Raw genomic sequence first — 15,247 nt, 5'->3', positions numbered from 1 at the left:
ATTCTAATACCAATTTGAGTTCGTGCGATCGCCCGTCTTGGCTGTGTGGCGAGTTGAGGCAGGGATAGGCCAGAGGCACGCTGGGGCGATCGCGCGATCGGTTATGATTCTATTTGGGCGATCGCATCTACTGGTGTCACATCGCCATAGATAACAGACATCATCCCAGGCAGGTAGGCGTCCATCATCATCACGTTGGCATAAACCAACCGTTTAATTAGTCCTGAACTGAGACTGTCATCTTCAACGTCAATACTGGTTTTGTAGCGAATTTCTCCGTCTTCAAAGTCCATTTCAAAGTTGCCGATAATCATGCCAGAATTAGCTCTGGTCAGAAATTCTGCTACAGCCAGCCGCTTGGAATCTGGGGTGTTGACGGGGCAAACTGAGTAAAAGATAAATTGCTCTTGGTCATCTCTGGCTTTGGCGTAGCAAGTCCATTTGCCATTCTCGCCTTGGAAAACCATCTGCAAGAGTGGTTCTCCTTCAATCTGGACGAAGGGCCAGCCGTCTTCTTCAAAGAAATTGACGATTTCCTCAAAAAATTGTCCGTCTGTAGCCGGGGATTTGAAACCTGCCTCTAGTTCCTCTTGCAAGATGCTTGTTACGCTGTTGGTTAACCCGTCCAGACTGGTATCAGCCACTTGTTTGAAATAATTGGTCATTTCCTCAGCTATCTGAGAAGTGGCTTCTTGTGTCACAGCAGGTAGATTGGCTTCTATCGACTCTTTGAAGAAGTTGGCTATAGCTTCGTTAACTTGGTCGCTGGAACCGTCCGTGGCTGCTTGGACAAAAGCCGATGCAGTAATATCGGCCCAGATGGTACGGTACCCTGTCTCGCCGGACTCCTGTTGTTGCTTGACGGATAGTGCCAACCAACTCTCGGTGGATAGCAGTGGGTTGTCGGGTTGTTCTTGGCTTAGATTCAGGATATAGGTTGCAGCTTCGTTTGCGCCTGCGGCGCGTTCGATCGGCTGTGGTAGTAAATTGGGTTGTAGACCGATTGCGATTTCGATGTCGGGTTCAGGTAGGAAGTTACCAGCCGAGAGGGGACGGCGCATCTCTGGCTTGAGATTGAACAATGCCTCGGTTTCGATGCGGTGGTAGAGTTCTGGGTTTACTTGGAAGGTGAGACGGCATTCGATTACTTCGTCGTCTTGTTTTATTAGAGACAGAGATACTGCACGAATGGTTAGGGGGGTAGTGGTGCGATCGTGTAGCTTCAGTTCGCTGTCTAGCTGACAATGTTCAATATGAGCGCTCATTTTACTGACGACCTAGAAAAGGGTAATTATCAGATTTGTAGGAGGGTATAGGGCCAACCTTACCAAGTCCAGTTAGAATATTAAAACGGATGATTTTAGTTGAGTGTTGCAAGTCAATAATTGCGATTGGTTCTTATAGTTTAAATTATTATTTCCTCTATTTCTTCCATGAAATATGGCAATAGTTCATGTTTATAAATAATAGCGAAATCATCTGAGTAATTGTGTAATCCGTGTGATAAAATAAACTCAAATCCGCCTTCTACTTCAAAAATTATTCCAGCTTCGCAAGGACGGCTAGCTACTCTAGCACTTTTTGGCCTACGCTTTAGTAATTTGATTCTAACTACCTGTTTTCCTATCAATTGGCATATTGATTTTTCACTATAAACTGGATCGCAACTATCTATCGAAAGAAGTGTGCTATCTTCGGAAATCACTATTTCATCGCCATGCTCACCTGACTCTGTTTCTTCGACCCATAAGGTAATAGATACTAGCTCTGGGAGGCTAGCAAATCCTATAGTTAGACCTGATTCCAGAGTCATTAGTAATGGACCATTAGTCAGACGAAAAAGTGAAGAATGAGGGATTTCATAAGGTCCTGCAGCGTCTTCTGGAGACAGCGTACTATACCGCACCAATCTCAATATCTTATGATTTTTGATTTGGTTAATAAGATTGAGTCTCTGTGAAGGGACATCTTCTTCAAAATATTTATTGGATTCCTTCATTTATTTCTCCCTCCTAAGATTTTCTTCAGCGGCAGCAATTAGTTCATCTATCATCTTTCTATTGTTTGTTGACAACCCTTTACCAACACCTGTCAAAACTTCTATAGGATCGGCAATAAACATGTGACCAGTGGAATCAATTAAAAATTGCAAATCGCTAATCTGAATTTGCCGTCTCTCCATTATAGAGCGAATCCTTTCTAAATCTTGAATGCTATTGTGATTTAACAGATCGATTTCGGCATTATCAACCCTTCCTACTTTACCCTTTTGGAGTTTAACAATTTTTTTGGAACCTTGAGCATATTTTTTCATGACTATGGCAGGTTGACCACCATGAGTAGTTGTCCCAAGCACTTCAACAGTTGGTAATTTTTGTGATGTAAGTTGTTGCAATACTTCTATTTCTTCGTCAATAGCTGATCCTGGTTTTCCTGGTTTTAATATACCAATTGCAATATCCTCTCGTCCCGGAACAGGATAAACCACTTTATTACCACCCTCCCCAATTGCTTTACCTAACTCTATATCTTCGAACTCTTTAAGATGGCCAGACTTGACGGGACTAAACTCTTCAGGAGCTACTATCTCCTTGGGACGACGGTTAGCCAATTCGTTCGGACCAGTTTCTCCTCTTTGTTGGCGGCGTTCTTTAACATATTGTTCAACTTCTTCTTGCGTGATTTGGCTACCTGATTGTGCTTTTTTACGTGCTTTAACGAAATCATCGATCGCCTTCAACTCATCATTAGTCACCTCCAACCCTTTTCCCTTGCCCACCTGGGTGATTTTACCTTTAGTTATGCGAATCCAAGGGTTGATATGCCCCAGAAGCTCAATTTGGCGACGCTGTAGCCGGATTTTGAACTTATTGAAACGCAACTTGCCTACAAGCCGCTGAGCTAGCTCATCCAGCGACTTCGCCCCCTTAGCGAACCCACCTTTGACGCCCTGAAGCATAATCTTGCCATTCTTGAGAGCCGTCTTCGCTCCCTTAGCACCAATCTGACCCAACTCCTTGACACTCTTGACAGTCGTCTTAACCGTGTTCTTGACTGCTCCTTTGGCAGCCTTGGCAGTTCCCTTGAGACCCCCCTTGACTGCCTTGATGACAGCACCAGCACTGAACAGCAGGGCAAAGACCAACTCAACCGCTCCAGCCGCCAAACCACGAGCCAGACTCTTGGCACCGCCTGCAATGTCACCCGCCCAGCCTTTACTCAAGTAATCACCAACATGACCCGCAATATTTGCCAGCGCCACGCCGCCCATCACGACACCGACCACCTGCATGAGCGCTGGTAGTGCCGCCGTAATCGCCCCACCCGTCAGGATATTGAGACCGACAAACGCCGCCAGCGCTGCAATGGCACCTGCGAGTAACTTCGGCCAGTTAGCAGAGAACCACTGTTTGACACCCTGAATCATCTGGTGGGACATATACTTGGCTCGCTGCCCCACCGAAAGCGGCCCAATGGTCTTCATATTCGCGGGGATGTCACCCTGCTGGGCTGGCTTACCTTGCTTCTGGGTTGCCTCCGCACCTTCGGGCTTTTGCGCCATCATCTCTTGGAGTTTAGCTTCAGCAGTTTGCTCGTCATCGCAACACCCACCGACAGCTTTTTCACCCTCTCCGACGGCCAGGGCGGGTACATCACCCTCTGTCTTTCCTCCACCCAGTTCTGCCTTAATTGCCTCCATCGAATTCGCGGGATCATTCGACTCCCCAAACTCGACCTCCCCACCCTCCTGAAGTTTCAGCGAGGCGACGAATTCCGGGTCTACATCAAACGGCGCCACAGAGTCTATAGCAAAGTCGTCTTCTGCAAACTTAGTCTTATTCAACAGTGCTGCATTATCGTCGCCACCTTTTGCTGTAGCATCGCCACCCTTCGCCGTTGCTGGAGTGTCGCAGTTGGCACAATTTTCCTTAGAACGCTCAAAAGGCAAGGGCTCGGTAAGATTCATCCCCAGGACTTCCTCGGATAGTTGCCCCATAAACTGACCGGGCATCTGTTTCGCCGCTGTCACCAAGTTACCCAATCCCTCCAAGAGTTTCCTCAGAGCCTCAATAACTTTGCCAATGCCATCGAGAGCAAGATTGTAAAGTGCTTGGATTCCTGCCAGCAACGTATCCAAAACTTTCGCCAGGAAATTCAGAGCAGCAGCAACAGCTTTTTTCAACAAATCGGCAGCAGCGTTAACCGCCTTCACCGCTGCTTTGATAGCTTTATCAATTTTGCTGTTGATTCTCTTAGCTATTTCCGGGAACGCAGCAAATACGACACTAACCAACCCTTTGAGAATCGTTCCCAAACCCTGAATTAACCCAACGATTGCTTTACGTGCTAGGTCGATAACAGCAGTTGCCAATTTTATCGCTTGCTCGAAGATAAATTTGACCGCCTTGCGGAGATTATCGTAGATAAAGTTGACAGCTTTTTTAACACCGTCAATCACAGCACTAGCCGCCGATTTGACGAAGCCCAAGAAACCGCCTGACTCTTTTTCCGCTTCTCCCTTTTTCTGGGTGGCTTCCTTTTCCGCTTTCAGCTTTTCTTGTTCGGCTTTCTTTTGGGCCTCTGTTATGTGCTTGGAAGCTTCCTGCTCTCCTTTGCGTTTCTCCTGGTCAATCTTTTTCTTTTGGTCTTGAGTTGCCTTTCCGGCTTTGTCCTGAAAGTCCTTCTCTGCCTTGGTGAGTTCTGTTTGCCACTCGTGTTTCGACGCTTGCACCTCAGACTTCGCTTGCTTCTGTTCTTTCAGTTGTTTTTGGCTGGTTTCTTGATTCAGCTTGGCAATTTGCTTATCGGAATCTGTCTTGGCTTTGGCTGTGTCCTTATCAAACTTCTGCTTGCCGATGGTGTATTTTTGCTGTTCGGCGCCGATACGTTCTTTCAGTGCAGGAGCGAGGGATTGATTGAGATTACCCGCCACCTCACCTGGAACTACGGGTATTTTGTCTTTGTTGACCCCAGGAGCATTTGCGGCTGAGAGTGCATTACTCGCCTGAAGTGTTTCCTTGCTGTTTTCGGGGAAAATATTATTCTCACCAAAGTCTTTGTTAATTTCTTTCGCAGCTTCTGCCTTTTTCCGGCCTACTTGCTGCTGGGATTGACGTTGCTCCCGATCCATTTGTGAAGGGTCAGCCTCACCCGTCATATCAACCGTTGGAGCCTTCCCTAGCTGAGTGCTAACTAGATTGCTGTCTAGTCGAACGCCTGCAAGTTCATTTTGAGCGCTTCGAGCCAACTGAGGATCGGATTTTGGAGTTTGCTCGCTTTGTGCGCTGCTATTAGCAGCAGCATTAGGTTTTTCACCATTGCCGCCAGCTAGTCGTGTAGGTGTTATGGGTCGAGGTGGTGCCTCCTTGACCTGGATTTTAGATTCCTTTGTGGCTTGACCGGATTTCTGTTTTGCTCCTGCAGCAGGCGCTTCCTTATTTCCAGCAGCCGTTCCTTTGCCTTTAGCTTCTTGAGGTCCAGATTTCTGAGCGGGCAACCCTGTCGGTGCGGGAATTTTAGGTAGGCTTTGTTGGAGCTGTTGTTTTTGTGCTGCCAAAGCCCCAGCGGAAGAGGCTTGCGCTTGCCCGTATGCGGCAGGCGCACTGGTTGGCGGTGTATTTTTTAGCTGTTCGAGAATTTGACCGGGGTCGGCTTTAGCTTGGATGCGGGCTGCTATCCCTGTTGCTACTTTATTTTGAATAACTTCGGGTGTGCTGCTGGAGAGTTTCTTCGCCTGAAGTGGTTGTTTCTGCTCTTGTTCTGGCTTGGGTTTTGGTAACGCCGACTTGTTTAGCGGCACTCCACCCGTCTGCTGAATTGTGTGCGTCAATTCATGGGCCGTCAATTCATTTTTCCCCGGAGACTTCCCTGCACCGTAGTAAATATCGCTACCGTGAGCAAAGGCCTGCGCTCCCAACTCTTTGGTCATCTGTACGGCATTTGAGTCAGTATGCACCCGCACTGAGCTAAAATCTGACTTGAAACGCGCCTCCATGAAACTACGTACATCATTCGGTAAAGGACTACCTCCACCCTTTGTACCGGCAAGGCGGCTTTCTAGGCTGCTAGAAGCCTGAGAATTCTTATCAGTTGCTCGTTGCTGTCCCGGCTTCATTTGCACTGGTGCTGTATCTTCCCCCGTTTGGCGCTGCACCAATGGGGTAATGGAGTTAGCCTCGGGCTGCATCTGGAGTTGCTCTTTTTCCTCTTGGGCCTGGCGTTGAATAGGTTGCTCAACGGCCGAGTCTGGCATTGCCATGACTTTCGCCGCCATGCTGTCAGCTTCTTGTTCGTGTTTATCCCCGGGTGCGCCAACGGTTAGTTTGGTTTGAACTGATTCCTGGTTTTGCTCTTCTTTTTCTTGTGGTTCGCCTTCATTAGACTTAGCCTGAATTTCCTCAAGAGGCTGCATTTGGACTGCTTCTGTTTCTTCCCCGGTTTGACGTTGAATGGGCTGCTTTACGGCCGAGTCTGGCATCGTCATGACTTTCGCCGCCATGCTGTCAGCTTCTTGTTCGTATTTATCCCCGGGTGCGCCAACGGTTAGTTTGGTTTGAACTGATTCCTGGTTTTGCTCTTCTTTTTCTTGTGGTTCGCTGGAACTAGACTTAGCCTGAATTTCTTCCTCGGGCTGCATCTGGACTGCTTCTGTATCTTCCCCGGTTTGACGTTGAATAGGTTGCTGAATGGCCGAGTCTGGCATGGTCATGACTTTCGCCGCCATGCTGTCAGCTTCTTGTTCGTGTTTATCCCCCGGTGCGCCAACGGTTAGTTTGGTTTGAACTAATTCCTGGTTTTGCTCTTCTTTTCCTGGTGGTTCGCCTTCATTAGACTTAGCCTGAATTTCCTCAAGAGGCTGCATCTGGAGAGCTTCAGTTGATTTTTCTTGTTCTTTCACTCCAGAGGCTTCAAGACGCTGAATTCCTCCGGGGTAAGTGCTAGAAGCGGACGATCTTTGAGGCGCTTCTACAGGAATATTTCGCCCATTAAACGGAGCACGGGCGATTACAGGCTTTTGTGCGGGCTCCGAGGTGGATATCGTTGAATTGCTTGATTCCAGTGCGCTTTTTTCTGCTGAATCTGCTGAAACCTTTTCGCCAATTATTGCCCCTGGTTCTTTCTGTTGGCCTTGAATCCCACCTGGTAAAGACCTCCCATCACTCCGAGAGGGCGCTTCTACACTGATATTTTGCCAATTCAAGCCACGACGAGTTGTTTTTGGTTTAATCCCTGCTAATTCCTTCGATATGTTTGAATTGCTGCCAACAGATTCAGATATCTCATCCGTAAACGGGCGTTGGTGAAGTAGGGGCGAACAAGCTTGATTCGCCACAGATGGCGTCGTCGAGGTTTTCTTTTTGGCTAATACTCGATCGTTCATCACCTAACTCCTCCAGGAACTGCCAGCAATTATTGCAGATTGTTAATTTCAGATTTTAGATTCGATGCGGGACTTGCGCTTACCAACCCGGTTTCTCTCAAAACTCGTCGCTTTGGAACCCGAGATTTACGCTTCCACCCTATTTCAGGGTTGCTAGTAAGTCCTGTTGATACTTTTAGGACTAGGATTAACCGCCAATTAATACGGTAGTACAGCCCGCTAATATTTTATTCGGTGGTTCAAGTGCTTCCACAATTGTATCTCCTAAGCGACTGGCGGCAAGCCTGTTAATCAAATTTGTAAGACTATCACCACCCGCAACTAAGCGGCCATGTGGGGGGAGTGGCAAAGGTCTTTTGAGTTACTACCTCAATTCGCCTCGGCGGCTTTAGGCGAGCCCTAATGCGCCCAATAATAATGTCTGCCTGCGGCTGATAATAATTGTCTTCAAGTAGAGGATTTATTTTCAACAATCTCCTACTGTAATACCAATTTGGGTTGCTACGATCGCCCGTTTTGACAGTGTGGCGAGTTGAGCCAGGGATATGCCAGAGGGACGCTGGGGCGATCGCCCGATCGGCTATGATTCTATTTGGGCGATCGCATCTCTTGCTTCCACGTCCCCATCAATCACAGACATAATCCCTGGCAAGTATTCATCCATCATCATGACGTTGGTATAAACCAACTGTTTTATCTGGGGAAAAGTGAGCGTCGAACCTTCTACATCAATACTGGTTTTGTAGCGAATTTCTCCAGAAACAAAGTCCAGTTCAAAATTGCCAATAATCGTGCTATAATTAGCTCTAGTAATGAATTCTGCTATAGGTAAACGCTTAGATTCTGGTACATTAACCGGGCCTACCGAGTAAAAGACAAATTGTGCTTTTTCAGTTCTAGCTTTGGCGTAGCAAGTCCATCTTCCATTTTTACCTTGAAAAGCCATCCGCAAAACTGGCGAGCCTTGAATTTTAGTAAAAGCCCAGTCATCTTCTGTAAAAAAATTGACAAGTGTTGACAAAATTTTAGGGCTGAAGCCAGAAGAACTAGATTCAGCTAATTCGGCAAAAGCTTTGCCCATTGACTCTATTGCTTGAGCAATACCTTCTTCATTAAGATTAGATAAAGTGGTATCTACCCATTCTTCAAATCCCCTGGTCACTTCCTCAAGCGCCTGAGAAACTGCATCGTTACTCATTGTCTGAAGATTCACTTCAGCCCAATCTTTGAAAAAATTAATGATAGCATCGTTAATTTTTTCGCTATCGATGCTGTCGGCGGTCATTGCCTCTGGACTAAGATAATCCCAGAAAGTGCGATAGCCTGTTTGAAGCTGTTTTACCTGCAAAGCTAACCAACTTTCAGTAGATAAAAGAGGATTTTCGGGTTGTTGTTCGCTGAGGGTTTTAAGGTAAGTTGATGTATCAGCGAGGTAGGGGATAAGGTGTGTTAGTAAATCGGGTTTTAAACTCGCTGTAATTTCGATATTAGATTCGCTAATGAATTCTTCGGCTGTAAGAGAACCGCGCAATTCGGGTTTAAGATTGAATAATGCTTCGGTGGCAATGCGTTGGTAAAGTTCGGGAGTTACTTGAAATGTGAGACGCGACTCGATTAGGGTGTCGTCTTGTTTGGTTAGGGTGAGAGTTACTGCGTGGACAGTAAGGGGAGATTGGGAGGAGTCGCGCAGGATTAAGTCGGTGTCCAGTTGGTAAGTTTTGGTATGAGTGGTCATGGAGAGTTATGCCTGAACTGATTAATTTTATTTCTCGGAATTAATGAAGCATGAAAGATCAATCAGCCAGAGCAACTATCTGCTAATTCACTAAAGTCCTGTTGATGCAACGCCATAGATAAGGCTTTTATCCACGCTGCACCATCATTGACTGTCGTAAAACCAGCGTCTACATGAACGATTTCTCTAAGCCACTCAGGATCGTATTTCCTATTGAGCAAATTCTCCAGTGCGGTGCGAACTGCATTCGCATAGGCTCCATGATCTCTCACAATTACTTTCCAACGTGTCTCCGCAACGGCGATTGAATGACCAAATTCAGAAAATAAATCATGTAGGAAACGCATCACAACTTCTTCTGGCTCGTTGCTAGCAAGTTGTGTCCAGAAATTTGGTGGACAGTCGGCATAGGCTTTAGGTAGGCGTTCCAAAAGCATTGCTTTCAAAGACCCCCAATTCTCCTCTTTTACCTCCTGGATGTCTTCTACTGGTAAGACAGCACGACCATTGTTTGGTCCCTCAGAAGCATTTGAGCCTAAAATTCCCTTCAGAGCTGATGCGATCAGCACATCCGCAATCATCTCAAAATCATTTTTAAGAAGACTTGTCGCCCACTCCCTCTCGATTTCAAAATCATTTTCACTGACTTTTATAACAAAATCTTCATTTTGGCCATAAACACTCCAAAAATAATCATCATTATAGAAATTTCGATTAAGCAGCAACAGAATCCAAATTTGATTTGGATTTAAATTCCAAATGATAGAAAATACTTGACCAAACGGAGCTTGCAAGATTTCGCTGTCATTGAGCATCACCCAAACTGCATTCTCAAATCTCATTCTATAATCCAAAGAGCTATCGAGTAATCGTCGTGCTGCTACGAAAACAGGTTGTCCAATTTCTTTTACTAAGTAGTCATTCAGTATTAAAAATCCTGACTCACGTTCTCCAGCTTGCCACAATAATTTTGCACGAAAAAAGACATTAGGCATAATTCACTTCCAAACGCTCAAGAGCAAATATCTTAGTTTAGACACAAGTTGAGCTTTGTTCAAATAAAATGACTTAGCTCTACTTCTAGGAATGTAGGAATAGTGGGAAAAAACCTCAAATATTCCTTATTTTTAGATTTACTACAGGGGCACCAAGTTACCTGCTGTGTCCACCTTCAAGCCTTTAGCTGCTAGGTATCCGGCAGGGTCAGAAAGCGCCAGTCCACAATCATCACGCTCTTTTTTCCCTTCTACATAGTCCGGCTCCTTAGAAACGTCAACTCTATACTGATGCTTGATATCATCCAGTTTGTCAATTGCATCAATCAAAATAGGCTCTGCGATTTTTGTCCGCGTGTCATGTCTTCCCCAAGGTGCGCTCCAACCCAGCGCCTCCGCAGCAGTGGCAGTATTGTTATGCCCATCATTTTGACCTTTGGGAGTGCCGGGGTTATAGTGCTTTCTAAGCTCTCTAACCTGACCCTGAATTGTGCTAAGCAATTCATGAATTCCCAGCGATTTATACACAAAATCTTTAAGTCTATAAGTATTACCTAATACACTAATCTTTCGCTTTAATTGCTCTGCGAGATTTTTAATTCCTGGTCCTATCTGACTTTTGTTAGTAAGACCTCTGATTTTTGTAGCTTCTGTACTATACCATGCTTCAATACCGGTTAGCTCGCTGAGTATAGTTATATGCTTTTGCTGTTCTGCGCCACTGGTACTGTTTATTAAATCTTGTTCCGTCTTCTTCTGCTCATTGAGGGCTTCCTGTATAGGCCGGGGAATACTAGCCATTATAGTTTCGACATTGTTGCCCTTAACGGTGACCTTTAATGTATGAGATTCACCTGCCATTGAAAAGCTTTCGGTAATAACCTGGTCAGTATCGGTTTCCTTTTTACCATTTTTATTTTTTTTATCCTCCCTGCCAGAAGCCTGAGAAGTCCCATCAGATGCTCGTTTTGCCTCCTCAGGCTTACCAGTCTCATTTTTATCCTCTTTACCCTTACCCAACAAACTCTTACCCTTCTCCTCAATAAAATTCGCCAACTTATTCATGGCGTTTTCTATGGGAGCCTGAATCTTCTTAATTACATTCTTAATATGTTCGCTAACCCCTCCCAAACCGAGCAATCGCGCCAGGAAACTAATCATTACCGGAAGAGAACGTCCCATCGTCTGTTCCACATAATTAGCAGCCCCAGCCACATTCCCCGCCGCGATAGTTCCAACCGAATTAAATACCGCTTCTGCTAACGCCGCTATTTGCGAACCCCGCTCGATAAAGAACATAACGGTGTTGTAAATAGCCATCGCCGCTTGAACGATTGCCCCCGCCGGATTAAACATCGAAACCAGCTTAGTAATCGCAGAAGTAATCACACTTTGCATCACCCATTCTTTAATGCCGCCGATTACCATTTCTTGCAGATTTCCGGCAAATTCTGAAATTTTCTGCCAAGCGGCACCTAACCCACCCGTGACAATTGTCCTGAGAAAATCAAAAGTTTTCTCCAGCCGCCCTACATTCTGTGCGCCGATTTTATTCGCTAATTTACCCCGCAATCTTTCATAAGTAGCACCCAAAACTTGCAGGACAACAGACACAATTCCCTTAGCGTCAAACTGAGCTGGAAGCGTTAAACCTGCACCCGCTAAAGCGCCAAACAACCAACCTGTCAAGCCATTCTTTAAGTGGGTAGCCGCGTTACCAGAAAACTTTTGACAGCCACCGCGCACCGCCCCAACGAGATTGCCACAAAAACCAACGGGGTCTTTAAGAATACTGGTAAAAGCACCGCCCGCTTTACGCAGGATTCCCATTACCTGCGCGCCTGCACCGCCTGCCATATTCAGGAAACCTTCAAAGGCGAATTCCATCACCTTTGTCCCCGCAGAGACGGCAAAGTTTTTGATACGTCCTATCGGTTCTACGAAGACGTTTTTAACCTTTTCAAAGGCGCCCATTGGATTGACCGCATCACTTATTCCCAATGAGTTTAAAGCTTTACTAAAGAGTCCTTTAATTGCCTCCCCAGTCAGGTTCAGTTTAGCGACTTCCCCGTTAAACCAGTCAAAGGATTTCTGTAACGCTCCTGATTGCTGTAAATTGTTAAAAATCTTGTCGCCGTTTGGTACTAAGCCGAGCATACCGCGAATTAGGTTGGTAGCATTGCGCTGAACTGGGGCGTCGCTAATCGGGTCTTTCCCTAAAATTAATGTCAGTAAAGAATAGCCGGGAAGGTTTTTGGCAAATCCGGCTATGGCTCCTTTTATTTTATCCATCGGGTTGCCAATTCCGAGAAAGTCTCCCTGGATGCGAGGACTGACGGAAGTTACAGCCAAGGGCTGACGCTGGATGGTGTCTTTATTGCTGCTAGAGGAAGGTGAATTAGTGAATTGCTTGGCTTGAATCTGTTCTTCTTGTGTTGTTTCTTGTTCCTCTTCTTGTGGTTTTTGGCGCAGTTCCTTATTGAGGTAATGGTTGGTATTGTAACCAGAGAGCGCCTTGGCTGCCAGGGTTTCAGTTTCTGGTTCCGATGCTTGGAAGCTACTTTCTTTGTTGGAGAGTGATACTTGGTTTGATTTTTCTGGCCCAGAAAGAGAAATTTCTTTGGCCTGAATAGTTTCTTGTTCTTCTTCTTGCTGAGGCTGTCGGCGCACTTCTTTATTCATCCGCCTTGCTGCGCCTTGCTGGATGGTGTGGGTCAATTCATGGGCCGTCAATTCATTATTACCCGGAGACGAACCAGCACCAAAGTAAATATCGCCACCGTGAGCAAATGCTTGCGCCCCCACCTCCTTATTCATCTGCACGGCATTCGAGTCGGTATGCACTTTGATGTTGCTAAAATCTGCACCAAAGCGCGGCTCCATGAAACGGCGTACACTATCGGGTAAAGCGCTGCCTCCACCCTTAGAACTGGCGAGGCGGCTTTCGATACTGGAACTCGCCACAGAACTCCCATCAGATGCTCGTTGCGCCCCTGACTTCATCTTTCCTTCTTCTTCTGTCCCTGACTCGCGCTGCACCAGCGGACTGATGGAATTTACCTCTGGTTGCATTTGGACTGCTTCTGTTTCTTCCCCGGCTTGACGTTGAATTGGCTGCTGGATGGCTGAGTCTGGCATGGTCATGACTTTCGCCGCCATGCTGTCAGCTTCTTGTTCGTATTTATCCCCCGGTGCGCCAACTGTTAGCTTCGTTTGAACTAATTCCTGGTTTTGCTCTTCTTTTTCTGGTTTTTCGCCTTCACTACTCTTAGCCTGAATTTCCTCAAGAGGCTGCATCTGGAGAGATTCTGTTGATTTTTCTTGTTCCTTCACGCCAGAGGTTTCAAGACGCTGAATTCCTCCGGGGTAAGTGCTAGAAGCGGCGGAACTTTGAGGCGCTTCTACTGGAATATTCCGCCCATTAAACGGAGTGCGGGCGATTAAAGGCTTTTGTGCTAATTCCGAGGTGGATATCGTTGAATTGCTTGATTCCAGAGCGCTTTTTTGTGCTGAATCTGCTGCCAACTGAGCTTGAATTTCTGGCGTTTCTTGTTGTTCCTCCTGTTGGCGTTGAATCGGTTGCGGGGAAGCTTCACTACTGCGAGTGGGCGCTTCTACAGAAATATTGCCCCAATTTAACCTAGGGCGATCGACTTTTGGTTGGAGCGGCCCCTCAGTTGCTTTCGTTAAATTACTTAATTCTGCCGTACTTGTTTCTGCTTTTTTTGCTGAAACTTGAGGTTCAATTGCTGGCGTTTCCTCTTGTTTCTCCTGTTGGCGTTGAATGCCGCCAGGTAAAGACATCCCATTGCCGCGAGAGGGCGCTTCTACACTGATATTTTGCCAATTCAAGCTGCGACGGATTGTTTTTGGTTGAATCCCTCCTAATCCCTGCGATATGTTTGAATTGCTGCCAACAGATTCAGATTGCTCATCAGTCAACGGGCGTCGCAATAGGGGCGAAGAAGCTTGATTCGCCACAGGTGGCGTCGCGGAGGTTTTACTTTGGGCTGGTACTCGGGAGCTCATTACCTAATTCCTCCAGGCACTGCCAGCAATTATTGCAGATTGTTAATTTCAGATTTTAGATTCGATGCGGAACTTGCGCTCACCAACTCGGTTTCTCTTAAAAATCGTCGCTTTGGAACCCAAGATTCAGGCTTCTACCCTATTTCTACCTTGCTAGTAAGTTTTGTTGAAATTTTTAGGGCTAGGATTAACCGCCAATTAATACAGTACCACAGCCCGCTAATATTTTATTTGGTAGTTCAAGTAATTTCACAATTGTATATCTTCAGCGACTGGCGGCAAGCCTGTTAATCAAAATTGTAAGACTACCACCCACAACTAAGCGGCCATGTGGGGGGAGTGGCAAAGGTCTTTTGAGTTACTACCTCAATTCGCCTCGGCGGCTTTAGGCGAGCCCTAATGCGCCCAATAATGTCTTCCTGCGGCTGATAATAATTGTCTTCAGGTAGAGGATTTATTTTCAACAATGTCCTATTGTAATACAAATTTAAGTCGGTACGATCGCCTGTCTTGGCGGTGTGGCGAGTTGAGCGAGGGATATGCCAGAGGGACGCTGGGGCGATCGCGCGATCGGCTATGATTCTATTTGGGCGATCGCCTCTGGCGCTTCCACTTCCCCATAAATAACTGACATAACCCCTGGGAAATATTCATCCATCATGGTAACATTGGCATAAACCAACCTTTTGATTAAAGCAAAACTGACCCGATCGCCTTCCACATCAATGCTCGTTTTATAGCGAATTTCCCCATCGGTGAAGTCTAGTTCAAAATTGCCAAGAATCATCCCAGAATTCGCTCTAGTTAAAAACTCAGCAACTGCCATCAATTTGTTTTCGGGAACATTCACCGGGCAAATCGAGTAAAATACCACTTGCTGTTGTTGTTCTCTCGCTCTGGCGAAGCAAGCCCATTTACCATTTTTTCCTTCAAAAGCTGTTTGTAAGACAGGCTGTCCTTCCACTGGGTAAAAAGGCCATTCATCTTGTTGGAAAAAGTTAACCATTGCCTGATAAATTTGTCCTCGGGAACTGGTAGCAATGGCAATTGCATTCACGCTAATATCAGCTAATCCTTGGAACAAATTGGCAATTCCATCCATGATTT

7 protein-coding genes are annotated in these 15,247 nt (G+C 46.1%); all 7 read right to left on the bottom strand.

The annotated features are described in order from the left end of the window. Nucleotides 1-101: 101 nt before the first annotated feature. Nucleotides 102-1,265, bottom strand: a complete 1,164-nt coding sequence (locus QUB56_RS30165; RefSeq protein WP_332960034.1) for a YbjN domain-containing protein — start codon at nt 1,263-1,265, stop codon at nt 102-104. A gap of 140 nt (nt 1,266-1,405) precedes the next feature. Next, a complete protein-coding gene (locus QUB56_RS30160; protein ID WP_332960033.1) occupies nt 1,406-1,999 on the bottom strand; it encodes a hypothetical protein in 594 nt (197 codons plus the stop codon). Then, complete coding sequence (locus QUB56_RS30155) at nt 2,000-7,381, bottom strand: eCIS core domain-containing protein (RefSeq protein ID WP_332960032.1); 5,382 nt, start codon at nt 7,379-7,381, stop codon at nt 2,000-2,002. It abuts the gene before it with no gap. Between the two features lie 580 nt (nt 7,382-7,961). After that, on the bottom strand, nt 7,962-9,116 hold the full coding sequence (locus QUB56_RS30150; protein WP_332960031.1) for a YbjN domain-containing protein: 1,155 nt from the start codon (nt 9,114-9,116) through the stop codon (nt 7,962-7,964). A gap of 62 nt (nt 9,117-9,178) precedes the next feature. Then, on the bottom strand, nt 9,179-10,111 hold the full coding sequence (locus QUB56_RS30145) for a hypothetical protein (protein ID WP_332960030.1): 933 nt from the start codon (nt 10,109-10,111) through the stop codon (nt 9,179-9,181). Between the two features lie 141 nt (nt 10,112-10,252). Continuing rightward, on the bottom strand, nt 10,253-14,140 hold the full coding sequence (locus QUB56_RS30140; RefSeq protein WP_332960029.1) for a DUF4157 domain-containing protein: 3,888 nt from the start codon (nt 14,138-14,140) through the stop codon (nt 10,253-10,255). 574 nt (nt 14,141-14,714) lie between these two features. Then, nucleotides 14,715-15,247, bottom strand: a 533-nt coding sequence (locus QUB56_RS30135) for a YbjN domain-containing protein (RefSeq protein ID WP_332960028.1), incomplete at its 5' end; no start/stop codon positions are given.

The organism is Microcoleus sp. AR_TQ3_B6, from assembly GCF_036702785.1.
Classification (GTDB): Bacteria; Cyanobacteriota; Cyanobacteriia; order Cyanobacteriales; family Microcoleaceae; genus Microcoleus.
This window is presented reverse-complemented; position numbering and strand designations above follow the sequence as displayed.

Excerpts from the sequence above, each read along its gene's own strand:
- QUB56_RS30165 (WP_332960034.1), bottom strand. The coding sequence starts at position 1,265 with ATGAGCGCTCATATTGAACATTGTCAGCTAGACAGCGAACTGAAGCTA.
- QUB56_RS30160 (WP_332960033.1), bottom strand. The coding sequence starts at position 1,999 with ATGAAGGAATCCAATAAATATTTTGAAGAAGATGTCCCTTCACAGAGA.
- QUB56_RS30155 (WP_332960032.1), bottom strand. The coding sequence starts at position 7,381 with ATGAACGATCGAGTATTAGCCAAAAAGAAAACCTCGACGACGCCATCT.
- QUB56_RS30150 (WP_332960031.1), bottom strand. The coding sequence starts at position 9,116 with ATGACCACTCATACCAAAACTTACCAACTGGACACCGACTTAATCCTG.
- QUB56_RS30145 (WP_332960030.1), bottom strand. The coding sequence starts at position 10,111 with ATGCCTAATGTCTTTTTTCGTGCAAAATTATTGTGGCAAGCTGGAGAA.
- QUB56_RS30140 (WP_332960029.1), bottom strand. The coding sequence starts at position 14,140 with ATGAGCTCCCGAGTACCAGCCCAAAGTAAAACCTCCGCGACGCCACCT.